A 21,740-nucleotide genomic window follows, 5' to 3' on the forward strand; every position below is an offset into this window, starting at 1 on the left:
ATGATATTAGCGCACTGTTATGAGGAAAACGGCATTTTATAAGGGCTTTAGGCGCTTTTTTTGAAAATCGGGGGGGAAATCAAAGCGTACGGGGGCGTTTGTCAGATTAAATTGTGCTTGTCGAGCCATTTCATAGCCAGTGCGCCGACCGGAATTCGCAGCCAGTAGAAGGCGATTCGGTAGACGAGAGTAGCGGAAACGGCAATGGTGGAGGGGATACCCACGGCGGTAAACGCCACCGACAGCGCGGCTTCCACGGCACCTAGGCCACCAGGTGTGGGAACCGCGGAACCCAAGGTGTTGGCAAGTAGGAAGATGAACGTGGTTTCTATGGGATTCGCGTGGCACCCAAACGCCATCAACGCGGCCCAGAAGCCCAGTCCGGTCGCAAGGTTGAGCACCAATGCGCCCGCTATGCCGAAAGCCAGTTCTTTCGGGCGTGCGAGAACGTCGACTAGATTGCGTGCATAAGCCTTTGCCATCGGAAGATATTTCTCGGTCACCAAATGACGTACCGGAGGAATCGCCATGGCCGCCGACACAACCAGTGCGACGAGGGCAATCACCATGATCAGCGTATTCGTCGGAATCATGCCGGACAAGGTGTTGCGCCCCGTGAACAGGCCGATTGTCAGCAGCAGCACGATGGTGGTGCCTCCCTGCACGGCCCAGACCGCGCTCATAACCGCCGTCGCGGCGGTACTGCGATAACCGCTTTTACGCAGGAACTGAAGGTTGACGAACGCGGGGCCAACACCGGCCGGCATGGAAACGGCGGTGAAGCCGGATGCCATCTGAGAGCAATACAAGCCGATCGTATTGCGTTTGTCGGAATCCATGAACACGCCTAAGGTAATGGCGGAACCAAGCCATGCAATAAAACCGAGAGCAACGCAAACCAGGGCCATAGCGAGATTCGCGTCTCTGACCGCTTTGATCATCTCGGCCGGCTGGATCTGTGTGAACACCACATATACGGCAACCACCAGCAAGGCGATGGCGAAGAAGGAGCGGAAGCTGAATCGCGATAGCGTGACTTTTTCCATCGAATCCGCAACATTCTGCGGGGCAAGCGCGGAAATTCGTGTGCGCAGATCGGCAAGCATCTTCTTATCCCAACCTGGTAGTGCGCGCGTTGCGGCTGGAACGGCGGCTTTTTGCACAAAAGGCGCCAGATTAATCAGCTGCTCATCGCCCCAGGTTCTGCGAGCGCAGGCGACCGCACGGTCGACGCCGTTCAACGTCGCAAGCAATACAAGAAGTTGTACCTTGTCGAGGGCGAAGTTTGGCGATGCGCTGCCATAATCGCCATTCTGCCATCCGGCAATCACCGGTTGATTGTTCTCCATACGAGACAAGGTGTCGGGTGTGATGCGCCGATGTGTGAAACCATGGCGATGCGCTGCTGTGAGATATTCCATGAATGCTTCTATATCATGGTCGGACATGGTGTTTTGGTTGCATTCCAGCGGCATGTGGTTGCGGTGGAACACCAGAATGGAGGATTCTCCATAATCAGCCACACCGTACACGTTCGGAGTTTCTAAGCCGGCATTGGATAGGCCAAGAATCATGGCGTAATGATGGTGCATGGCGTCAACGGAGGAACGATCGCGGCGCATGGAAACACCGGTCAGGCGAAGCCACTGCCACACCTGATTGAGGTAACCGGCCGCATGTACCTGATTGTCGAGCACGGAAACGGTGTATTGCGTGCCTTCATAATCGACGACATCGTAAATACGGGAGTTTTCGATCAGATCATCATCCAACGTGGCCTTCAATACGCCTGAATCGACGTATGGGGCGACTCTGCGTGTAAGCAGTGACACGTCAATGCCGATGGAACGCAACGATTGCTCGATTTGAGTGCCCCAAGCGCCATTGTTCTGCGTGCCGATGGCGAAGCGAATCAGCATGCCTATAACACGGCCTATGGCATAGGATGCAATGGCACCGGCCAGCGAATTCCATGAAAGCACAACCATTAGCATTGCTACGGCGTACAGTACATTCCATCCCCATTTGGTGCATGAGCGGATACGACGCGGGCCTGAAACGGTGAGGAACGACGCCATGGCGGCGTAAAAATCGGGAAGCAGTCCGGTGCCTACGGATGTGCTGTTGGATTGCAGCGGAATGATTAGCATGGCATTGCCGGAATTGCTGATCAGCGCGGATACGCCCCATACCGTGAAGAATCCGAAGATGAGGGACACTACGGAAACCACGCTTTGCAGCCACTCTTTGGATGCGAGCAGCTGAATGAGCACACTGACTGTGATGCATACGATGGCAAGTTGCTGCAGCAGGGAGGATGGCACATCCATCAGCCAGCTGACCACACGTCTTGCGGAGCGAACGTCGGATTCCACGCCGGATGCGGTGCCGTGCAGATACACGGAGAACAGGATTACGCCTATGCCGAGCACCAGCGCGAAGAACGCATGCGTCAAATCGGCGAAATCGCGGCTGCGCTTTGGTGGCACATCGTCGATATGCGGCTTGGGCTTATTAGCTTCGGGGGAGTGAGACACTGTTGACTTGCTCCATACGTATGAGATTGGCTTTAGGTGGGTCACATTGCCCCACTGCATTCGATAATACGCCTTGAGGGTGGCTACGAAATACGTGGCCACCCTCAAAATGCATGGTTTTTAGCGCTTATTCGACAGTTGCGGTTCAGCGGTCGAAATCTACCAGCTTGCCGGCAACACCGGTATATGTTGCCGGAGTTAGCGCCTTCAAGCGGGCCGCTGTGTCATCGTCGAATGCCTGCTGGTCGATGAACTGTTCGACGGCCTCCTTGGAGATTTCATGGCCGCGCATGAGCTCCTTGACTTTCTCATACGGCTTGTCCATGCCTGGCAGGCCAGCCAGTTCGCAGGCTCGCATGGCGGTCTGAATCGGCTCACCAAGCACCTCCCAGTTGGAGTCCAGCTCGGCTTCGATGGCGATGTCGTTCGGATGGATGGAATTCAGGCCGCCCATCAGATTATTGAGTGCCAGCACGGAATAGCCCAGTGCGGAACCAATATTGCGCTGCGTGGTGGAATCGGTTAGATCGCGCTGCCAACGGGACTCTACGAGCGTTGCGGACAAGGTGTCAAGCAGTGAGCAGGAGATCTCCAGATTCGCCTCAGCGTTTTCGAAACGGATTGGATTGACCTTGTGCGGCATGGTGGAGGATCCGGTGGCGCCCTTGACGGGAACCTGGGCGAACACGCCACGGGAGATGTACATCCATACATCCACGCACAGGTTGTGCAGAATACGGTTCGTGTGGCTGATGGTACCGTACAGCTCGGCCTGCCAGTCATGCGATTCGATCTGCGTGGTCAACGGATTCCAAGTCAGACCCATGCGGTTGGTGACAAACTCACGGGAGACGGCAACCCAATCCACATCCGGGCATGCGGCCAGATGTGCGCCAAACGTGCCGGTAGCGCCATTGATCTTGCCGAGATATTCCTGAGACTTGACCTTGTTCAGCTGGCGGTTCAGGCGGTACACGTACACCGCAAGCTCCTTGCCCAGCGTGGTTGGGGTAGCCGGTTGGCCATGGGTCAGCGACAGCATGGCCTTGTCGCGGTATTCCTCGGCCTTCTGAGCCAGATGGTCGAGGATGGCCTGCGCGCCCGGCAGCCACACGTTCTCGATGCCGTTCTTCACACAGCGGGCAATGGACAGGTTGTTGATGTCTTCGGACGTGCAGGCGAAATGCACCAGGGTCTTGAGCCCGGTCAGCTGGGTTTCATGGCCGAGCACATCGGCGGCCTTGTCAAGCTGATCGTCGATGTAATATTCCACGGCCTTCACATCATGATGGGTTTTGGCCTCATGGGCGGCATGCTGAGCGATGCCTTCGGCGCCGAAATCCTCAGGGATGGAGCGCAGGAACGCCTGCTCCTCATCGGTAAGCGGCTTGACGCCCGGAACGATGGTTTGATTGCCGTTGCCTTCAAAACCGTTGGCAAGCAGAATCATCCATTCGACTTCCACGCGCATGCGCTCGCGGTTCAATGCCGGTTCGCTCAAATATTCGACAAGCGGAGCGGTCTGCCCATGGTAGCGGCCGTCAAGAGGAGTTAATGCGATTGCAGGGGAGATATCAGTAAGCTTCATAGGTAACAGCATACGTTCAGCCGTAAACGAGATCCGGGTATCTGTCCGCTCGGTGGATGTCGCCTATCGTGCGTTATCAGTTCTGCTCGGCTGCGGCATGGCCGCTGCGTGCTTTCATTTGCTCATACGACCTTCGAAATACATGACCTCCTGCAGGTCGCCGTCGAGAATCTCATCGAAATGTTGTTCGTGGGTTTTCATGGCGGACGATCCCATATCGGTTGCGTTCTGATATGCGGCTTGATGATATTTCAGCCAATGCGTGATCTCCTTGTTGTCGGGAGCGTCTATGACGGGAGTTCCCGCGAACGTTGATTTCGGATTGTTGTCGGACTTGCTTGCGGTGCCGCGTACGGTCAGCCAATGTTCGGAATTGGGATTGGGCGCGCCGTCGAGGGCTGCCACAAGCTCGTCGTCCATCTCCACGCTGGTCACCCACGTTTTGTCTGGAATCGGATGGTTGGCTACGGGCGATCCGGCGGTGACCACATGTTTGACGTCATAATCGTCCTTCAGATCCGATGCGATGGTGGCGGCGACGATGCCGCCCTGCGAATGCCCGATCAGAGCGACCGGCTCATCGGAGTTGATGCCGGCCTGCTTCATGGCTTCCTGCACCATGCGTGCGCTGTCCGCCTCCATACGCTGCTTGCTATCGGAGCTCATAAGCTCAACGTTCTGCGGCCATCCGAACGGGGAATCCCGCTTGCCGTCGGTGCCGGGAATGGTGACGAGCCATGAGTTGGTGCCATCGGTTCTACGGTATTTGGAGATGGCGATGGTACCGTACTCAAGCCCGCTGTTGAGATCGGCTTTGCCGAGACGTTCCTCGCCGAGACGTCGAAGATCTTCCATCGCTTCGCCCACGCTATGCGATTCTCGAACCACTTCGGTTTTCGGCCGGACTCGGGTGACGGTGAGGTTGTTGCCCTGAATCAGATTGTAGCCATGCGAGGATGTTTTGGAAATGTTGCCGGCCGCATGGTTGACTTCGTCGGCATGCAACAGGCCTGCGACTTTGCCGTATCCACTGAGCGCGGCGCCGGCCGCGCCCATAATGCCTTCCTGCGCCCAATCCAACGAATCCAACAGGTAGATGGGGTTGGATTTACCTTCATTGATGGAACCCATCACATATCCCAAGGCAGACATGGCCATGCCAGCAAGTATCGACTCCTTCGGGAATGATGTGATCGTCAATTGCAGAAGTTCGTTCAAAGCCCTTCTACCGGCGTCATCGACTTGGGAATACAGAGATTGCGCACGAATGATCAAGGCCGATAATTCAGACAATCGTGCCGCCATAGCTCCCAGTGCGCTCGCGTGGCTGTCGCAACGTTCGATGAGTTGATCGTACGGCAATTCGATATGGTCTGCGGCATTGCAGTAGGAATTTGATCCGGACAGCAGGGCGGCGGCCGATGACGCATAGGGATAAGTGGAAAGCTGAAAGCTCAACGCCCGAAACGAGTCATGGGTGCGGTTCAATTCGTCGGCCGCATGGCTGAGCGCTTTCGCAGCATGCAGATATGCTTCGGTTTCCTCTGTGGAATATTTGCATCCGCCGCTGACTCTGGCGGTCACTTGCCAGCTCATGCCGCACCTACCGACCATAGGATGCGTGAGGTGTCGTTGAGCGCGTCTCGCAACGCCAAGGATTGCTTGCGTAACTCATCGAGCCGCGCGCGATATAATTCGGCGGCGGTTCCCGTCCAATCGGGTAGCGAACAGGATGCGAGCGCGGCGTCAAGATCATCGAGGCGTCGCGATGCGGAAGTGAGTCTGGCGTTGATCAGCGCTTGGGTGACGCGTATGCCGGTACGACAATGGCAGGGCATGCCCGGCATTGAAGCCAAGGTGTTGATGGGGTTGTACCCCAGTGAGGGAACAAACGGGTATGTGATTGAAGTGTTCATAGCTGTATTGGAACACATCGGGCGGCTGCCGTGGCGTGGAGAACGAGACCTGTGGTCGGAGGATGGTCGAAAAACAAGTTGCCGGCGTGTCGTCGTTGGAAAATCAACGAAAGCACGCCGGCATGCCTGTGGATAACTTGCTTGAAGCAAGTCCCCTTACCAAGGTTTTGCAGGTGAGGACGTTCCGTCGGAATCCTGTTTGGCGGCAGAACCGGAATCGTTGGAATCGGATTGGGTGGATTGCGCGTTCTGCGCCAGAAGCTCCTCGACTTTCTGACGCTGCTCGTCGGTCAATGTGCTTCCGTTGCCTTGATTGCCGTCGGTGATGGACTGCTCACCTTCGATGGCAGTGCCGGTATCGGATTTTCCTGAATCCTGCATTGACTGGATCTTCTTGCGTATGGATTCGGTCAGTCTTGCCGAGACGGCGGCGTTATGTTCGATGGATGAACGCACGTTTGGCAACAACAACGCGCCTGCCGCTCCGGCTTCACGGAATTGGGCGTCGGTCTGCTGCTGTTGGGTCTGTAATTTGTCGAAATCGGCGTCCTGCTGTTGGCTGGCTTTGATATTCGCGTTCAAGCTGTTCGTGGCTTGATTGTAGTTGCTTACGGAAGCGAGATTCACTATGGCAAGCGCGCCCACGGCGATTGAAATGGCCGCGATGACGGCGATGATGATACGAACAGGCAAGGATGCGCGTGCTTTGACGGTCGTGCTCACAGCAGCCTCCTGGATTGCGTGATCCATGCTCCGGCTTCGAAAGCCAGCAGCAGCGCCACGGCAATGGCGAACGGCCAGACCACGGCGACGGTTCTCGTGCGTTGTTTGGTGGTGTGCGTGACACGCCATTGGCCGGATGCTTCTTTGGAGGCTCCGCTGCTCATGGTTGTTGTCGCGTTGAGTTGGATGGCGGTTCCGCTGAGTTCGTCGGCGATGGTGTTCATATCGTCGGCGTTCATGCGTGATACGCCAGGTTCGCCGGTTTCCGGATCGGTGACCCACTGTCCGTCGCCTTCGTTCACACTATCGCCGGTCATGGGGATGTTACCCCCTTGTTCGCTGCCGACGGCAATGGTGAACGCGTCGGAAAGGTAGCGGCGTAGTGATGAGAACGTACGACGTGTTTTCGAAGATGTCTGTTCGCCGTCCGAAATCAGGTACAGCACAATCGCATCATCCGGGTGCTGCTCATGAATCGACTTGCATGTCAACAGCAACTGGTCAATCGGCACATCCAAAGTCGAACCGGCCGAAACGGAAGTCGATTCCGGTGCGAGCGTGTCCGCCCAATTGTCGATCGCTTTCGAATCGGGTGTCAATGGAACATCCAATGTTCCCGAAGCTCCGAATCGCAATGCCGCGAAACTGGAATTTGGGTACATGGCGGTGATGTCTTTCACGGCCTGCTTGGAAACATCCAAACGGCTGAGTTGCTCGTCGGAACCGTATTGCGCGTCCTTGACCGCCATGGAACCGGTCACGTCGACCGCCACCACCACATCGGTGGTGTTGATCGCGCGGCTATTCGTGGATGAGACGATGCTTGGGGTCAATGCCATAACGGCCACGAGCATGCAGGTAAGGGAACGTCTTACGCAAGCCCAGACGGTTTCGTCGCTTTGCCCTCGTCTGCGGATATGCAGCACGATCTGTGCGACTGCGCAAGCCAGCATGGCCACGGCGACCGCCAAGCCGACAGGCCAACCCAAAGCTGGGGAGAGCGTCAGATGATTCATCGCTTCAACCTCCAAGCCAATATCAGCCAGAACACCATTACCACAGCCAGCGCCAATGTCCACCATCCAGGCGCGTCCGACATGGCGGCCTTGCTGCTTGACGCGCTTTCTTGGCTGCGACGTGATTCGATTTGTTTGACCAGTTCGGAAACGGAAGCGCCGTTCGATTGCGTGAGAAACACGCCGTCATGTGATTCGATTTCGGATTTGAACTGACTGGTGGCCTGCTCCGATTCGCTTTGCTGTGGTCCGGAAAAAAGCCCGTCGACCGTGATTTCCGCCTGTTTGGTCAGGTCGAGTGCTTCCTGAAGCGTGTATGTCGGATCTCCTGAAACGACATTATCGGTGGCGAGCACAATGGAAGCGGCACGTTGACGGGACGAGTTGTCCGCATTGGCGCTGCCGTAGGCGAAACCGGGCAGCATGGCCGCACAGCTCACTACGCCGTCGCCGATTAGGGAAGTGGCGTCCTTGCGATTCTGAGTGCCTTCCAACCAGTCGGAGATCGCCTGATAGTCGCTGTCTTTCATCTTGTCGATATCATCTTGCGATTCAACACCCTTCAGTATCGTACTGGCCTTGTCGAGCTGCTCGGATACCAGCTCATAATCGTCGGTCAACGGAAACACGGTACGTGACGTGGAATTGAAAATATTCAATCCGATGCGTTCGCCCTTGAAACTATCAACCAATCTGCGGTAGGTGTCGATCACTTCTCGGTCGTAAGGCAACGTCGATCCAGACACGTCCAAGCACAGCACGATATCGCGGCTGCTTGCGCGTTCCTCTCCTTCATCAACGGTGCTGGGGCGTGCCATCAACGCTATCGTCAATACCAACGCGGCCACCAGCAGGACAGCGGCCATACGTGACAGCGTGCGCCACTGCCGGAACAGCTTCGACGCGGTTTCGGTGCTGAGATCGTCATCTAAGCTGAACGTTCGTGCGGATCCGGTATCGACATGCTTGCGTTTCGCGTCGACCAGCACCATGACGGCGATGACGGCCAATGCCGCAATCAGACCTGCGAAACCGGCCCACGGCCAGTGCCATGACAATTCCATTCATCGCCACCTTTCCACAAGATTGGCAACCCACTCTCCGGCTTGTTCGACGGTGGCCTCCCTGGCAGTGTGATTGCGTTCGGCATCAGCGAATTCCGGCGGATACAACGCTTCGATGGTCTGTCTGAGCAAGGTGAGACCATGCTGATTGCCTATCGTGCGTGGAGTCGCTTCAATATCGGTGAGCGTTTGGCTGCGCACATCGCTGCCGGTGGCTGCGGATGCAAAATCCCTTGCGATGGCCGCAAGCAGAGCGAACGCGTTCTCCCTCGTAAGATCGCCTTTGGCGTGACGGGCAACCACATCATCGATGCGTTCGTGCCATACCGACGTGCCCGTGGCCGCATCATGACGTCCGTGATTGACTGTCTTCGTGGGCCTACGGTTCGGACGTGACAGCCACACCACGAGAATGACGAGTGCCACGGCGATGGCGATGCACATTGCGATGACGATGCCCAGACCCGTTTCGATATGAATCGGATCCATCGTGTCGAAACCGTTGTCGGACAAGGTGATGATCATGCCTTGCCTCCCAGAGTGAGCGCGGACGGGGCTTTCAGCTGATTGCGCGTGGAGCGGGCCAGGGAAACGGATACCATCCGAACGAATTCGCGGAACATGCGTTCGCTTGAATCGGCGCGGATTACGGTGGAACCGCAACGATTCAACTCATGCCGGACGGATGCGGACAGATATTCGCGGTGCGTGCGAACCTCCTGTGCTGTTTTGCCAGTGCGTAGGAATGCGGGGACGCGACGATCGTTGCTCGCGTTGAACACCGTGCGCGCTTGTGCGTCGTCGAATGGATTGATGGTGGCCACGTCGATAAGCACCATCGGGTGGGTTCTCGCGATCCTGCGAATGGATTCCATATGACGTTCCTCAAGTGCGTGCTCGTCAGTGGCGAGTATGACCAGCGCATCCCTATCGCGAATGCGGTGGGCATACTTCAGCAAGGCGTCGATATTGCGGGGCTTGCTCCAATCACGTTGCAATGCATTGTCCAACGTCTGCTCGAATTGCGCGAGTCCGCCATTAAAAGGCACGCGAGTGATCGAACCTGCGTCGCCGAACACGATGGACACTTCGTCTCCTCGGCGCAGGCTGAGCGAGGCGAACATGCACAAGGCGTTGGCTGCGACTTGGTGCGCCTGCTCACCGGAAACGCAGGTGCCGGTCATCTCCTGTCCGACATCGAGCAAAAGCCAGGCTCGCGAGGTGGATGGGCGTTCCCGCTGCACCACCATTGGACGGCCAACACGGGCACTGGTCTTCCAATCAATCCGTTTCGCTTCGTCTTCGGGTTCGTAGACGCGGATGTCCATGACATCGTCGGCGCCGAAACGTTTGTCCGACGCATGCGCTCCCTCAAGAATGCCAAGCGCTTTACGGACGGTCGGCAGACTCAACGTGGTTCCGAGAGCCTCGATCTTGCTGCGGATCGGATCTTCGGAACGAATTGCGTCGATCATGGAACGGGAACCGCCTGAACGATGGAGTCCACCACCTGGTCGCTGGTGATGCCGTCGGCAAGAGCTTCAAACGTTAGCAGAATGCGATGGCGCAGCACCTCATGGGCGAAGGTTTTGACATCTTCCGGAACCACATAGTCGCGTCCCTGCATTAGCGCGTTGGCCTGTCCGATACGGATCAGCGCGATGGATGCGCGCGGCGAAGCTCCGAGACGCACCAGCGTGGACAGTCCCTGTACCGGCTTGGTGCCTGCCCCTCGTGATGTGGCCGCGATATCGACCGCATATTTCATGATCGCGTCGGAAACATGCACGCGGCGGGCGACAGAGCGCAGGAATTCGACATCGCTGATGGATACGACATCTCCGGTGAGTACTCGTGAATCGAAGGTGTCGGAACCGCGACGGGTAAGCATGGAGAGCATGCGTTGCTCTTCCTGAGCGGTCGGATAGGTCATGACCGCCTTCATCATGAAACGGTCCATCTGCGCTTCAGGAAGGTTGAACGTGCCTTCCTCCTCGATGGGGTTCTGCGTGGCGATGACCATGAAAGGCTTCGGCAACGCAATGCGCTGGCCCCCGATGGTGGTGGCTCCTTCGGCCATGGCTTCAAGCATGGCCGACTGTGTTTTCGCGTTCGAACGGTTGATTTCGTCGAGCAGCACGAAATTGGCGTGGATGGGTCCGATCTGCGTGGAGAACTTCTGTGTGGCGAAATCGAAGACTTGGGTGCCCACCAGATCTGACGGCATCAGGTCTGGGGTGCACTGCACCCTTTTGAACGATCCGGACACAGAGGTAGCCAGCGTTTGCGCTGCCGTGGTCTTGGCCAGGCCAGGCACGGATTCGATGAGAATATGGCCGCCTGCCACCAGTGTGGTGATCAGCGATTCACGAAGATTGTCCTGCCCTACCAAGGTCTGTGCGAAGCGTGCGCGGAGTCGTGCGCCGATTTGCTTCGCGCGGTTGATGTCTTCCGCAGACAACGTGCTTGGTTTGCTGACGACCGGCATGGGAATGGGGGCCGGGGCCGGTGCCGGATTTTTTGGAGGGAATAAAGCCATGATTGCTACTGTAACGGGTTAAGCTGACGGAAGGGACCAATTCACAGGCTTTTCACCCGCGGCGATGAGCGCTTGATTGGCGCGTGAGAACGGCTTGGATCCGAAGAATCCATATCGTGCTGACATGGGGCTTGGGTGGGGCGACGAGATGATGAACGCATTGGTGAGCAGCGGCTCCAACGTTTGCGCCTTGCGTCCCCACAGAATAGCGACCAAAGGCTTGGCGCTGCCGTCGGGATTGCGGCGGTTGTTGAGCGCCCTGATCGCAGCGTCAGTGACGATCTCCCATCCTTTGTCTTGGTGGCTGCCGGGCTTGCCTGCTTCGACGGTCAGACACCTGTTCAGCAGCATGACGCCCTGGCTCGTCCAAGGCGTCAGATCGCCGTTCGCGGGCATGGGGATACCGAGATCATCCGTCAGTTCCTTGTATATGTTGGTCAGGCTGCGAGGTATCGGCTTGACTTCCGGTGCCACGCAGAAGCTCAGTCCCACCGGGTGCCCGGGGGTGGGGTAAGGGTCCTGTCCCACGATAAGCACTTTGATGCTGTCGAACGGAATGGTGAACGCGCGTAGAATATTCGCGCTGGCCGGAAGGTATCGGCGTCCGGCTGCGATCTCCCCTCGGAGAAAATCGCCCATGTGGTGCACCTGTGGTTCGACTTCGGCGAGGGCGTTCGCCCATCCGGGCTCCACGAGGTCTTTCAATGGTTTGATGTGCGCTTGTGTCATGAACCTTACTGTACGACGTGTTGCGGTCCTGACGATTGACGTGGTCTGGTTTTCGCGGGATGGTTTCACGGGCGTGTGGAATAGGGTGGGAATGCGGTTCGATTGCATTCTGACTGAGGTGGTCGGTACACTTGGCAGATAAGTGTGTGAGAAACGAGGTTTGCAATATGGCTAAGCAGGACAAGGAGACCTACGATTCCTACGAGAAGGATGTGTACGACAATCCTCCGGCGGGGCCTATGGGTGTTCATCGTGGTGCGCGTTCTGCAGCGTCCCGTGCCATGCCGTACGTCATTGTCATCATTGTGGCGCTGCTTGCGGGTCTACTGTTCTGGGGCGTTTACTCGGGTGAGATCAACAATCTGAAGATGCCGTGGTCGTCGCAGGAGAGTCCGACCACTTCAAGTGCCGAAAAGAGCAAGAGCGGCGAGAGCAAGTCCAAGTCCCAATCCGATTCCGCTTCCGGCAATAAGACGGACGCATCCAATGCCGGTTCGTCGACCGACTCGCAGCAAAACGATCAGAACACCGATCAGAACACCGATCAGAACGCCGAGCAGGCGGATAACGCCACTGCGCAGCAGGTCGTGAACACGGGCACCGAGGTACGCGTGGTGAACGCGACGAACATCACCGGTTACGCGCAGAGCAAGGCTGATGTGCTGGTCCAAGCCGGGTACACCAGCGTTTCCGCCAGTAATCCGACGGGAAATGTTCCTTCGCAGACCGTGGTTTGGTATCAGAACGAAACCGATAGGGCCACCGCCGAGAATGTCGCCCAGACCTTGGGGATTTCTAATGTGCAGCAGAGCGATGGGCTTGTCACGCCGATCGTCGTGGTGTTGCTGGACTGAAAACGCCGTGGGTAACCATGTGAAGCCTTGTTCTCCTCGTGAGGGCAAGGCTTTTGTTTCCTTGAAATTCCAATGATTATGGCGTTTTTTATGAGGTTTGGTTTCTTGCTTACAGCGCAACCGTCGCCATTGAGTTTGGCACTCTCGGCCTGAGAGTGCTAATCTGCCAATTAGCACTCGAGGAGTGGGAGTGATAACTAGCAGCTGACGGCTGGTACGTTCTTCGCTTCGAAAGTGGGAATAATACCGTGTAGCCATATGTGGAGGAACAATGGCAAAGATCATTGCATACGACGACGAAGCTCGTCAGGGAATGCTCGCGGGCCTCGACAAGCTCGCTGACACCGTTAAGGTCACCCTCGGTCCGAAGGGCCGCAACGTGGTTCTCGACAAGACCTACGGCGCTCCGACCATCACCAACGATGGCGTTTCCATCGCCAAGGAAATCGACCTGGACGACCCGTACGAGCGCATCGGTGCCGAACTGGTCAAGGAAGTCGCCAAGAAGACCGACGATGTTGCTGGAGACGGCACCACCACCGCAACTGTGCTTGCACAGTCCCTGGTGCACGAAGGCCTGAAGAACGTCACCGCCGGTTCCAACCCAATCGCTCTGCGTCGTGGTATCGAGAAGGCTTCCGAGGCTATCGTCAAGGAGCTCATCGCAGCTGCCAAGGACGTTGAGACCAAGGATCAGATCGCTGCCACCGCAACGATTTCCGCAGCCGATCCGGAAGTCGGCGAGAAGATCGCTGAGGCGCTGGACAAGGTTGGCCAGGATGGTGTTGTGACCGTTGAGGACAACAACCGTTTCGGTTTGGATCTGGACTTCACCGAAGGCATGCGTTTCGACAAGGGCTACATTGCCCCGTACTTCGTGACCAACGCCGAAGATCAGACCGCAGTGCTCGAAGAACCGTACATCCTGCTGACCTCCGGCAAGCTGAGCTCCCAGCAGGACGTCGTACACATCGCCGAACTGGTCATGAAGACCGGCAAGCCGCTGCTGATCATCGCCGAGGACGTCGACGGCGAGGCTCTGCCGACCCTGATCCTGAACAACATCCGTGGCACCTTCAAGTCCTGCGCCGTCAAGGCTCCGGGCTTCGGTGACCGTCGCAAGGCCATGCTGCAGGATATGGCCATTCTGACCGGCGCACAGGTCGTGTCCGACGAACTGGGTCTCAAGCTTGACTCCGTCGACATGTCCGTGCTCGGCACTGCCAAGAAGGTCATCGTCTCCAAGGATGAGACCACCATCGTGGCCGGCGGCGGCTCCAAGGAAGACGTGGCTGCCCGCGTGGCTCAGATTCGTGCCGAAATCGCCAACACCGATTCCGATTACGATCGCGAGAAGCTGCAGGAACGTCTGGCCAAGTTGGCTGGCGGCGTTGCCGTCATCAAGGTTGGCGCTGCCACCGAAGTTGAGGCCAAGGAACGCAAGCACCGCATCGAAGATGCCGTGCGCAACGCCAAGGCCGCCATCGAAGAAGGCCTGCTGCCGGGCGGCGGTGTCGCTCTGGTTCAGGCTGCTGCCAAGGCCGAGAACGATGTCAAGCTCGAAGGCGATGAGGCAACCGGTGCCGCGATCGTGTTCCGCGCCATCGAAGCTCCGATCAAGCAGATCGCCGAGAACGCTGGCCTGTCTGGCGACGTGGTGATCGACAAGGTTCGTTCCCTGCCTGACGGTCAGGGCCTGAACGCTGCAACCAACGAGTACGAGGACCTGCTGGCTGCCGGTGTCACTGACCCGGTCAAGGTCACCCGTTCCGCTCTGCAGAACGCAGCTTCCATCGCTGGTCTGTTCCTGACCACCGAGGCTGTTGTGGCCAACAAGCCGGAACCGCCGGCAGCTGCTCCGGCCGCTGGCGCTGACATGGGCTACTGATCCAAGGGTTCGGTAAAGCCTAACGGCATAAGCGAAAAGCTATAAGCGGAGCCTGCTTCCCAAGATGGAGGCAGGCTCCGTTTTTTCTTTGTGCCTGCTACTGCTGTGACCGTATCGGAAGTATCTGCCGCTACTGTGCGAACAGACGCGACGCCTGCATTTCGGTTTCCGAATAGAGCATGGACGCTTGCGAAAGCGCATGCTGAATCGATTCAAGCGACTGCTCCATCTGCTGCTGGGCTGCCCGCCATTGTTCCGCCACCGCATTGAATTGCGTGGCGGCTCCGCCGCGCCAAACGCTTTGTAGATTATTGAGATTGGCGTACATGCCTTGCACCGATTGGCGAATCGCTTGGATTGAGGCGTTCACTGCCGCGCTTGAGGATTGAATCTGTTCGCTGTCCACCTGATACTGTGCCATAATGATCCTTTCGTTGTCGCGTTTTGTATGGCTGGTTTTTGCCGTTCCTCACGGTTGACGCATCCGAACGGTAATGTGGACTGTATGGCAAGAGTGAACGCGATGAACGAAAAAACCAGGGTTGTGGTCGGAGGATGGCCGAATTCGTGCCCTACCGGCGTGTCGCACCAGGGGCAAAACTCCAAAAAACGTTGGAACGAAGCGCTTTGTGCACTTCTTGCCATGATATTGTGCTGTATTGCGATGATGTGGATAACTCCTGTCGGCAATGCGGATGAAGGTACCGGCACCGGAATCACGGCCACTGAAAACATCACCGACACCGAGAATCTGCTCGGATCGAACGTCGCTGAAATTACGGACGCCATCAGCAAAACGAAGCAGGAAACCGGGGTTACCGTGCGTCTACTGTATCTGGCGAGCTTCAATAGCGACGAAAAACCTGCGAAATGGGCGAGCGCATTGTTGGAATCGCTTGATCCGAAGCCGAATACGGTGTTGTTGGCGGTCGCTTCGAATGACGGCAATCTGGTGGTTGCCGTGTCATCGAATTCCGACGAATGGCTGAAAACGAAGTCGACCGTCGACGCGCTTTCCGATGCCGCGCAGAAACCTCTGATGGAAAGCACCCCGAATTGGTCGAAGTCCGCGACCGATATGATGGACCAGATCGTAGTGCAGAAGAAAACCTCGACGTCGTCGCAGACGGTGCTGTTGGGTGTTGGCGGCATGATTGCCGTATTGGTACTGCTGATTGTGATTATGGTGGTGTTTCATATTCTGCGCAAACGCGGCGTCATCAAGCGTAAGGTTCGTAAGCATGCGGGGAAGCATGCCGAGGTTGCCGTGCGTTCCGAGCCGGTGAAGGTGTGGAGCGTTGATGACGAGCTGTCCGCTGATGCGCCTGATAAGGAACCGACGCCAAAGGAAGATTCAGAATCCGTTCAGGAAACATCCAGTGAAAAGAGTGATGCTTAAGGCATGAGCAAGCCTATTGAAGCATCCATTGTCGTTGTTGATGACGAACCGTCCATCCGCGAACTGCTGGTGGCGTCTCTGCATTTCGCCGGTTTTGAAGTGAATACCGCGGCTTCGGGATCCGAGGCCATCGAGGTTATCGAAAAAATACAGCCTGATTTGATTGTGCTTGACGTGATGCTCCCGGATATCGACGGCTTTACGGTGACTCGTCGCATCCGCCAGGAGGGCATCACCACGCCGGTGCTGTATCTGACGGCTCGTGATGATACGCAAGATAAAGTCATGGGCCTGACCGTGGGCGGCGATGATTACGTGACCAAGCCGTTCAGCCTTGAGGAGGTTGTCGCGAGAATCCGAGCCATCCTACGTCGTACTCAGGAACAGGTTGAAGACGATCCGATCATTCGCGTCGCCGATCTGGAAATCAACGAGGACTCGCATGACGTGTCCCGCGCCGGCCAGCCGATCGACTTAAGCCCCACCGAATACAAGCTGCTCCGTTATTTGATGGATAACGAGGGACGTGTGCTTTCGAAGGCGCAGATTCTGGATCACGTGTGGCAGTACGATTGGGGCGGAGACGCTGCGATCGTTGAATCGTATATTTCTTACCTGCGTAAGAAGGTCGACGGCCTCACGGTTGAGGATGAGAACGGCGAGAAGCGCAAGGTGGCTCCACTCATCGAAACGAAGCGTGGCATCGGCTACATGATTCGCGCGCCGAAGAACTAAACGGTTCCCCACGATGAGTCAGGATATCCGTCAGCCGTCGGCTGACCCGCAGAACACGCAGAAGAACGCCGCCCAGCCGTGTCCGCAACGTGTGCCCTTGCATCGGCGGATTGGAAGGAAGGTGCAGGCCATTCCACTGAGCACCAAGCTGGTCACCTGCATCATTGTGCTGCTCACCATTGGCACCATTGGTATTTCCTTTTCCATTCGCACGCTTGTAGGCAATTATTTGCTGCAGAAAACCGACAACCAGTTGGTGAATCAGGCGCAGATGATCTTCAATAGCATGGATTCGCTGGACAGCACCACAAGCGAGGATGGCAGGAGCTTGGTGAACACGTACTATGTCGAGGTACGTGACAGCGAATACAAGCGTACGGGAGCGGGATCGGTGCCCATGCTTCGGGAGGGCGTGGTATCCGAGCCGAGCCTGCCTTCCGACGGCAGTATCGATGGGGTTACGCTAGGAGAGCCGTTCACCACGCAGGCGGTGGTGCATGTCACCACCAGTCGGGTGCCGGATCATGCCATCATGCAGGCCGCGCAGTCGCCATGGCGTGTGGTAGCGTTGCCTTGGAGCGAGAAAAGCAAAGCCGGTGAAGTCAAAAACAGTGGCGTCGTGTTCATCGGATTGTCGCTCAGCGACCAGATTGACACTGCAAACACGTTGACGCGGTTCTGCGCCATGGTCGGCATCGCAGTGGTGCTGATCGGAGTCATCCTCGGCACCATCGTCGTGCAAAGTACGCTTGCTCCGCTGAAACGCATCGAAAAGACCGCGGCGAAGATCGCGGCAGGAGATTTGAGCCAGCGCGTTCCCGACTTGCCGGAGAACACGGAAGTCGGTTCGCTGTCCATGTCGTTGAACACCATGCTGACGCGCATTGAGGAAAGCTTCCACGCGCAGGAGGAAACGACTGAGAAGATGAAGCGGTTCGTTTCCGACGCCAGTCATGAATTGTGCACCCCGCTTGCTGCGATTCATGGTTACGCGGAACTCTACAAAATGCAGCGTGACATGCCGGGGGCGTTGGAGCGTGCCGACGAGTCCATCGCGCATATCGAGGCGTCCAGTGCACGCATGACGGTGTTGGTGGAGGATCTGCTTTCTTTGGCGCGTCTTGACGAAGGTCGTGGCATCGATATCACCCAGCAGGTGAAACTCACTTCTGTGGTGAAGGACGCTGCTGACGATTTGCATGCGCTTGATCCGGATCGTGGCATCACTTGCGGCCAGGTTGTGCTGCAGCCGGGGCAAGATATGAACAATCCTGCGAGGTTGACGTTCCAGCCGGGGCAGATGCCGGATATTACGCTGACAGGTGATGCTTCAAGATTGCGTCAGGTGGTGACCAATATCGTTGGCAATATCCACCGCTATACGCCGGCCGATTCGCCGGTGGAGGTTTCGATGGGCGTGCTGACGGCTTCCGTCAGCCCGGAGTCGTTGTCTCGCATGCCGTCGAACGAGCAGTCGCTACGTCACTTGGTCGAAGCCATCGAAGTCGGGCAGTCGATGCAGGTGGGCATGAACTATGCGATCGTTCGCTTCAGCGATCACGGTCCCGGCGTTCCGGTCGAGGCGCGTTCAAAGATTTTCGAACGTTTCTATACGGCTGACCCGTCTCGAGCTCGGCAGAAGGGCGGTACCGGCCTTGGCATGGCGATTGCGCAATCCGTGGTCAAGGCGCATCACGGTTTCATCTGCGCTTCCGGCAGTGAGGGAACTGGCTTGACATTGACGGTGGTGCTTCCGGTGGCTCCGGTGGAGCCGCGTCCGTTAGCGCAGGTCAGTGACGAACGTAAGGGTGACAAGCGGGGTCGCAGGCCGAAAAAGCAGTGATGCAAACGCCTGAAAAGCCTGATTTGACGCTTATTGGCGCAAGAGATGGTATATATCCCGCCTCTTGCGCTAAACTGTATCTTTGATTTGTAATCGGAGGGCAGTTTTCTTTCGCTTGCCTGAAGGTATGTGGATTACGTAAGAGTGAGGTGACAATGCCTAGCGGACGTGTTCGTTGGTTCGATGCGAACAAAGGCTATGGTTTTATTCAGAACGAGCAGGGCGCCGATGTGTTCCTGCCTGCAGCTGCCCTGCCGGAGGGCGTGAAGACGTTGCGCAAGGGCGCGAAGGTCGAGTATTCCGTGGTGGAAGGCCGCCGTGGCCCGCAGGCGATGGGTCTTACGCTCGTCGCGTCCGCCCCGTCTCTGGTCAAGGCGACGCGACCGAAGCCGGATGATATGGCCGCCATCGTGGAGGATCTCATAAAGCTGCTGGATTCCGCCGGAAACCAGCTGCGCCGCCATCATTATCCGTCGCCGGCCGAAAGCAAGAAACTGGCCACGCTGATGCGTGCCGTGGCCGACAACTTCGACGTACAGGAATAATTTATGTCCGATGCCACAATGGATCCCAGGGCGATAGCTCAAGCGGTGGCCATCGAAGTCGCCGATGAGGATAGTCAGGTCGGCGATTTCGTCGAAGCCATCGATTTGGGGGACAACGTCACTGATTTTCGTTTCGAAACCCGCGTGCGCGGGTATGAGGGATGGCAGTGGTCGGTGACGTTGTATCACGATGTCGAGTTGGATCATTGGACGGTCAATGAGTCGTCGTTGGTGCCTACCGACAAGGCGTTGCGTCCACCGGAATGGATTCCGTGGAAGGATCGTCTTGAACCGACCGACTTGGCGGTGACCGATTCAATCGGCACCGATCCCGACGATCCGCGTATGGAGAAGGGGTTCCGCAAGGTGGAACCTGCTGAGCAAGGCGAAAACGTTTCTTCCGATGCGGAGTCTGCCGAAACGATGGATGCCGGCGACAATACCGAGACGGACGCTGGTGGGGTTGACGGTTCACAAGACGAGAGCGCTGCAGCATCGGTGACTTCCGAAGAGGATATCGACGAGGCGGTTGAGGAATTCGACCTGTCCCGCCGACACGTGCTTACGCCTTTGGGACGTTCCCAGATCGCGAAACGTTGGTATGAGGGGCCACGTGGACCGAAGTCGTTGTCCACCAAAACGTCGGATGGCAATCCGTGCTCGACGTGCGGATTTTTCATTCCCCTGAAGGGTGAGCTGAACCTCCTGTTTGGCGTGTGCGCCAACAAGTGGAGTCCTGATGATGGTCGTGTCGTCTCCATCGACCATGGCTGTGGCGAGCATTCCGAGATCGAGCCTCCGGAACCGTCGCATCTGTGGGTGCAGTCGAAGCCGGCTTTCGACGACCTTCATATCGACATCATCGCTCAGACTCCGCGTGACGAGCGCAGTTCCGTCGAACTGATTGAACAGTTGTCAGTGGACGAAGACGACAATCCGAACGATGAGGAGGAAGCCTCCGAAGCCGATATCGAAGCCAATACCGTGGATGACGACGCGAATCAGGAGGAAGTGCTCGAACATACGGCCCCGCAGAACGAGCCTGAAGTGGAAGCCACCGTTGAACTAGGCGATGACGAGGATTCGGAAGTCGAAGAGGTGTCTGAAAACAATGCGGAAGCCGAATAATCCGGTTTTACTGCAGATATGAGAGAAGCCCGCATTCCCAACTTGGGGAAGCGGGCTTCTCTCATATCTGCAAACGTTGCGAATGTTTAGTGCACGACGGTGACGGTACAATCGGCGAAATTGACGATCTGCTTGGAGACGGAACCGAGGAAATGCGCATCCAATCCAGACAGTCCACGGGAACCGACCACCAAATGGCGTGCGTAACGGGAAGCTGCGATCAGTCCCTTCGCCGCGGAGATGTGGAAGGCGTGCGATTCGATCTGGAAATCGTCGGGAATGCCGGCCGCGGGAATCTCCACCGAATCGAGAAGCTCGTCAAGAATGCGTTCCGCGCGCTTCTGACCTACGGCGATTGGCGCGATGGCGTTCTCATACCCCTCGATGACACCGAGATCTTTCAGCTGCCAGCAGAACATTACCTGCAGGGGAGCATGATGCAGCGCAGCCAGATCGATGGCGAACCGCAGGGCGTGTCGCGATGTTTCCGATCCGTCGACACCGACCACAATCGGACGCTGGCTTCTTGGCAGCGGGGAACCCGGCAGGTCGTATGTCACGGTGTTCTCCGAGGGTGTAAGCGCATTGGCGATGGCATCCTGCACGTTGGACTCCTCGTCGTCGAGAATGCGCACCACGGTGACTGGAACTTCCGCAGCCTCGGCGAGCGAAGCCGAAAGAGATCCGAGGAACCAGCGCGCCACACGGCCAAGGGAACGGCGTCCTACCACAATCTGCTGCGCGTCCCTGCCTATCTCCAGCAACGCGGATGTTCCTGTGGCCTTTACCGATGTTAGTTTGACATGATCCTCATTGAGGGTCATGCCTTGCGAAGCCTCAGAAACCCAATCACGAAGCCTCTGCGCGATATCGTGACGGACTTCGGCCCATTGTTCTTCGTCTTCCGGCTCTGATCCCATATCCCAAGAATGGGACCAGGCGAACACCGCATTGACCTGCTGACCTGTAAGCGATGCCTCGTTCAGCGCCCAGCGTAATGCGGCGAAGGATTCGTCGGAACCGTCAACGCCGACGACGATGTCATGGAGACGGGTGTCTGCGATCGATTCGGAGCCGGTCGCATTTAGGGTGGTGTCGCTCATTTTGGTGACCTCCTTGTTTGTTGCTATATGCCAAGCATATCTGTTTGGTTGCGTCGAGAGCGCAATTTACGCGCGGATGAAACAAACGTCACCGCGAATCGGTAGAGTATTGAAGGACTAACAAGAGTGGAAG

Annotated in this window: 20 protein-coding genes; 7 read left to right on the top strand and 13 right to left on the bottom strand. The window is 57.0% G+C overall.

The features are described from left to right. Positions 1-101: 101 nt before the first annotated feature. The 11 genes from BBCT_RS02855 to BBCT_RS02900 all read right to left on the bottom strand — a co-directional run bounded on the left by BBCT_RS02855 (position 102) and on the right by BBCT_RS02900 (position 12,112). Positions 102-2,597 (bottom strand): lysylphosphatidylglycerol synthase transmembrane domain-containing protein, encoded by a 2,496-nt coding sequence (locus tag BBCT_RS02855; protein WP_003836505.1) that lies wholly within the window; start codon positions 2,595-2,597, stop codon positions 102-104. An 85-nt stretch (positions 2,598-2,682) separates the two neighbouring features. Then, positions 2,683-4,125 carry an adenylosuccinate lyase gene (gene purB, locus BBCT_RS02860; protein ID WP_033513163.1) on the bottom strand — a complete coding sequence of 481 codons (1,443 nt, stop codon included), beginning with the start codon at positions 4,123-4,125 and terminating at the stop codon, positions 2,683-2,685. A 114-nt stretch (positions 4,126-4,239) separates the two neighbouring features. Continuing rightward, positions 4,240-5,721 (bottom strand): esterase/lipase family protein, encoded by a 1,482-nt coding sequence (locus BBCT_RS02865; RefSeq protein ID WP_033513165.1) that lies wholly within the window; start codon positions 5,719-5,721, stop codon positions 4,240-4,242. Further along, positions 5,718-6,041 (bottom strand): WXG100 family type VII secretion target, encoded by a 324-nt coding sequence (locus tag BBCT_RS08780; RefSeq protein ID WP_128805820.1) that lies wholly within the window; start codon positions 6,039-6,041, stop codon positions 5,718-5,720. The genes BBCT_RS02865 and BBCT_RS08780 overlap by 4 nt, the downstream gene beginning before the upstream one ends. Positions 6,042-6,197: 156 nt before the next feature. Continuing rightward, positions 6,198-6,764, bottom strand: a complete 567-nt coding sequence (locus BBCT_RS02870; protein WP_231858085.1) for a DUF6466 family protein — start codon at positions 6,762-6,764, stop codon at positions 6,198-6,200. Further along, positions 6,761-7,780, bottom strand: a complete 1,020-nt coding sequence (locus BBCT_RS02875; protein ID WP_003836516.1) for a vWA domain-containing protein — start codon at positions 7,778-7,780, stop codon at positions 6,761-6,763. The genes BBCT_RS02870 and BBCT_RS02875 overlap by 4 nt, the downstream gene beginning before the upstream one ends. After that, the gene (locus BBCT_RS02880) at positions 7,777-8,844 is read right to left on the bottom strand and encodes a vWA domain-containing protein (RefSeq protein ID WP_003836517.1); all 1,068 of its coding nucleotides are present in this window, start codon (positions 8,842-8,844) and stop codon (positions 7,777-7,779) included. The genes BBCT_RS02875 and BBCT_RS02880 overlap by 4 nt, the downstream gene beginning before the upstream one ends. Next, complete coding sequence (locus tag BBCT_RS02885) at positions 8,845-9,369, bottom strand: hypothetical protein (protein WP_003836520.1); 525 nt, start codon at positions 9,367-9,369, stop codon at positions 8,845-8,847. It abuts the gene before it with no gap. Further along, positions 9,366-10,319, bottom strand: coding sequence for a DUF58 domain-containing protein (locus tag BBCT_RS02890; RefSeq protein ID WP_003836522.1), 954 nt, complete (start codon positions 10,317-10,319; stop codon positions 9,366-9,368). The genes BBCT_RS02885 and BBCT_RS02890 overlap by 4 nt, the downstream gene beginning before the upstream one ends. After that, a complete protein-coding gene (locus tag BBCT_RS02895; protein ID WP_035136345.1) occupies positions 10,316-11,383 on the bottom strand; it encodes an AAA family ATPase in 1,068 nt (355 codons plus the stop codon). Before BBCT_RS02895 ends, BBCT_RS02890 begins: the two co-directional genes overlap by 4 nt. Positions 11,384-11,401: 18 nt before the next feature. Further along, complete coding sequence (locus BBCT_RS02900) at positions 11,402-12,112, bottom strand: uracil-DNA glycosylase (protein WP_003836526.1); 711 nt, start codon at positions 12,110-12,112, stop codon at positions 11,402-11,404. A 167-nt stretch (positions 12,113-12,279) separates the two neighbouring features. Here BBCT_RS02900 and BBCT_RS02905 point away from each other — a divergent pair, with 167 nt between their 5' ends. Both BBCT_RS02905 and groL read left to right on the top strand, forming a co-directional pair. Continuing rightward, positions 12,280-12,966 (top strand): LytR C-terminal domain-containing protein, encoded by a 687-nt coding sequence (locus tag BBCT_RS02905; protein ID WP_003836528.1) that lies wholly within the window; start codon positions 12,280-12,282, stop codon positions 12,964-12,966. 271 nt (positions 12,967-13,237) lie between these two features. Then, on the top strand, positions 13,238-14,854 hold the full coding sequence (groL, locus tag BBCT_RS02910; RefSeq protein WP_003836529.1) for a chaperonin GroEL: 1,617 nt from the start codon (positions 13,238-13,240) through the stop codon (positions 14,852-14,854). A gap of 130 nt (positions 14,855-14,984) precedes the next feature. On the opposite strand, the gene BBCT_RS02915 is transcribed toward groL, so the two are convergent. Beyond that, on the bottom strand, positions 14,985-15,275 hold the full coding sequence (locus BBCT_RS02915) for a WXG100 family type VII secretion target (RefSeq protein ID WP_003836531.1): 291 nt from the start codon (positions 15,273-15,275) through the stop codon (positions 14,985-14,987). An 84-nt stretch (positions 15,276-15,359) separates the two neighbouring features. On the opposite strand from BBCT_RS02915, the gene BBCT_RS02920 reads away from it, so the two are divergent. The 5 genes from BBCT_RS02920 to BBCT_RS02940 all read left to right on the top strand — a co-directional run bounded on the left by BBCT_RS02920 (position 15,360) and on the right by BBCT_RS02940 (position 20,504). Then, positions 15,360-16,253, top strand: a complete 894-nt coding sequence (locus BBCT_RS02920) for a TPM domain-containing protein (protein WP_003836533.1) — start codon at positions 15,360-15,362, stop codon at positions 16,251-16,253. 3 nt (positions 16,254-16,256) lie between these two features. Further along, positions 16,257-16,988, top strand: a complete 732-nt coding sequence (locus BBCT_RS02925) for a response regulator transcription factor (protein ID WP_003836535.1) — start codon at positions 16,257-16,259, stop codon at positions 16,986-16,988. 13 nt (positions 16,989-17,001) lie between these two features. Further along, entirely contained in the window at positions 17,002-18,831 is a 1,830-nt protein-coding gene (locus tag BBCT_RS02930; RefSeq protein ID WP_033513442.1) for a HAMP domain-containing sensor histidine kinase, read from the top strand. A 155-nt stretch (positions 18,832-18,986) separates the two neighbouring features. Further along, complete coding sequence (locus BBCT_RS02935; protein ID WP_003836539.1) at positions 18,987-19,376, top strand: cold-shock protein; 390 nt, start codon at positions 18,987-18,989, stop codon at positions 19,374-19,376. Between the two features lie 3 nt (positions 19,377-19,379). Further along, complete coding sequence (locus BBCT_RS02940) at positions 19,380-20,504, top strand: DUF3027 domain-containing protein (protein WP_003836541.1); 1,125 nt, start codon at positions 19,380-19,382, stop codon at positions 20,502-20,504. Positions 20,505-20,590: 86 nt separating this feature from the next. Here BBCT_RS02940 and BBCT_RS02945 read toward each other — a convergent pair whose 3' ends face one another. Further along, positions 20,591-21,607 (bottom strand): universal stress protein, encoded by a 1,017-nt coding sequence (locus tag BBCT_RS02945; RefSeq protein ID WP_003836543.1) that lies wholly within the window; start codon positions 21,605-21,607, stop codon positions 20,591-20,593. Positions 21,608-21,740 lie beyond the last annotated feature (133 nt).

This window comes from Bifidobacterium catenulatum DSM 16992 = JCM 1194 = LMG 11043, assembly GCF_001025195.1.
GTDB lineage: Bacteria > Actinomycetota > Actinomycetes > Actinomycetales > Bifidobacteriaceae > Bifidobacterium > Bifidobacterium catenulatum.

Coding starts and splice junctions, on each gene's coding strand:
- BBCT_RS02855 (WP_003836505.1), bottom strand. CDS start 2,597: ATGCAGTGGGGCAATGTGACCCACCTAAAGCCAATCTCATACGTATGG.
- purB (WP_033513163.1), bottom strand. CDS start 4,125: ATGAAGCTTACTGATATCTCCCCTGCAATCGCATTAACTCCTCTTGAC.
- BBCT_RS02865 (WP_033513165.1), bottom strand. CDS start 5,721: ATGAGCTGGCAAGTGACCGCCAGAGTCAGCGGCGGATGCAAATATTCC.
- BBCT_RS08780 (WP_128805820.1), bottom strand. CDS start 6,041: ATGAACACTTCAATCACATACCCGTTTGTTCCCTCACTGGGGTACAAC.
- BBCT_RS02875 (WP_003836516.1), bottom strand. CDS start 7,780: ATGAATCATCTGACGCTCTCCCCAGCTTTGGGTTGGCCTGTCGGCTTG.
- BBCT_RS02880 (WP_003836517.1), bottom strand. CDS start 8,844: ATGGAATTGTCATGGCACTGGCCGTGGGCCGGTTTCGCAGGTCTGATT.
- BBCT_RS02885 (WP_003836520.1), bottom strand. CDS start 9,369: ATGATCATCACCTTGTCCGACAACGGTTTCGACACGATGGATCCGATT.
- BBCT_RS02890 (WP_003836522.1), bottom strand. CDS start 10,319: ATGATCGACGCAATTCGTTCCGAAGATCCGATCCGCAGCAAGATCGAG.
- BBCT_RS02895 (WP_035136345.1), bottom strand. CDS start 11,383: ATGGCTTTATTCCCTCCAAAAAATCCGGCACCGGCCCCGGCCCCCATT.
- BBCT_RS02900 (WP_003836526.1), bottom strand. CDS start 12,112: ATGACACAAGCGCACATCAAACCATTGAAAGACCTCGTGGAGCCCGGA.
- BBCT_RS02905 (WP_003836528.1), top strand. CDS start 12,280: ATGGCTAAGCAGGACAAGGAGACCTACGATTCCTACGAGAAGGATGTG.
- groL (WP_003836529.1), top strand. CDS start 13,238: ATGGCAAAGATCATTGCATACGACGACGAAGCTCGTCAGGGAATGCTC.
- BBCT_RS02915 (WP_003836531.1), bottom strand. CDS start 15,275: ATGGCACAGTATCAGGTGGACAGCGAACAGATTCAATCCTCAAGCGCG.
- BBCT_RS02920 (WP_003836533.1), top strand. CDS start 15,360: ATGGCAAGAGTGAACGCGATGAACGAAAAAACCAGGGTTGTGGTCGGA.
- BBCT_RS02925 (WP_003836535.1), top strand. CDS start 16,257: ATGAGCAAGCCTATTGAAGCATCCATTGTCGTTGTTGATGACGAACCG.
- BBCT_RS02930 (WP_033513442.1), top strand. CDS start 17,002: ATGAGTCAGGATATCCGTCAGCCGTCGGCTGACCCGCAGAACACGCAG.
- BBCT_RS02935 (WP_003836539.1), top strand. CDS start 18,987: ATGCCTAGCGGACGTGTTCGTTGGTTCGATGCGAACAAAGGCTATGGT.
- BBCT_RS02940 (WP_003836541.1), top strand. CDS start 19,380: ATGTCCGATGCCACAATGGATCCCAGGGCGATAGCTCAAGCGGTGGCC.
- BBCT_RS02945 (WP_003836543.1), bottom strand. CDS start 21,607: ATGAGCGACACCACCCTAAATGCGACCGGCTCCGAATCGATCGCAGAC.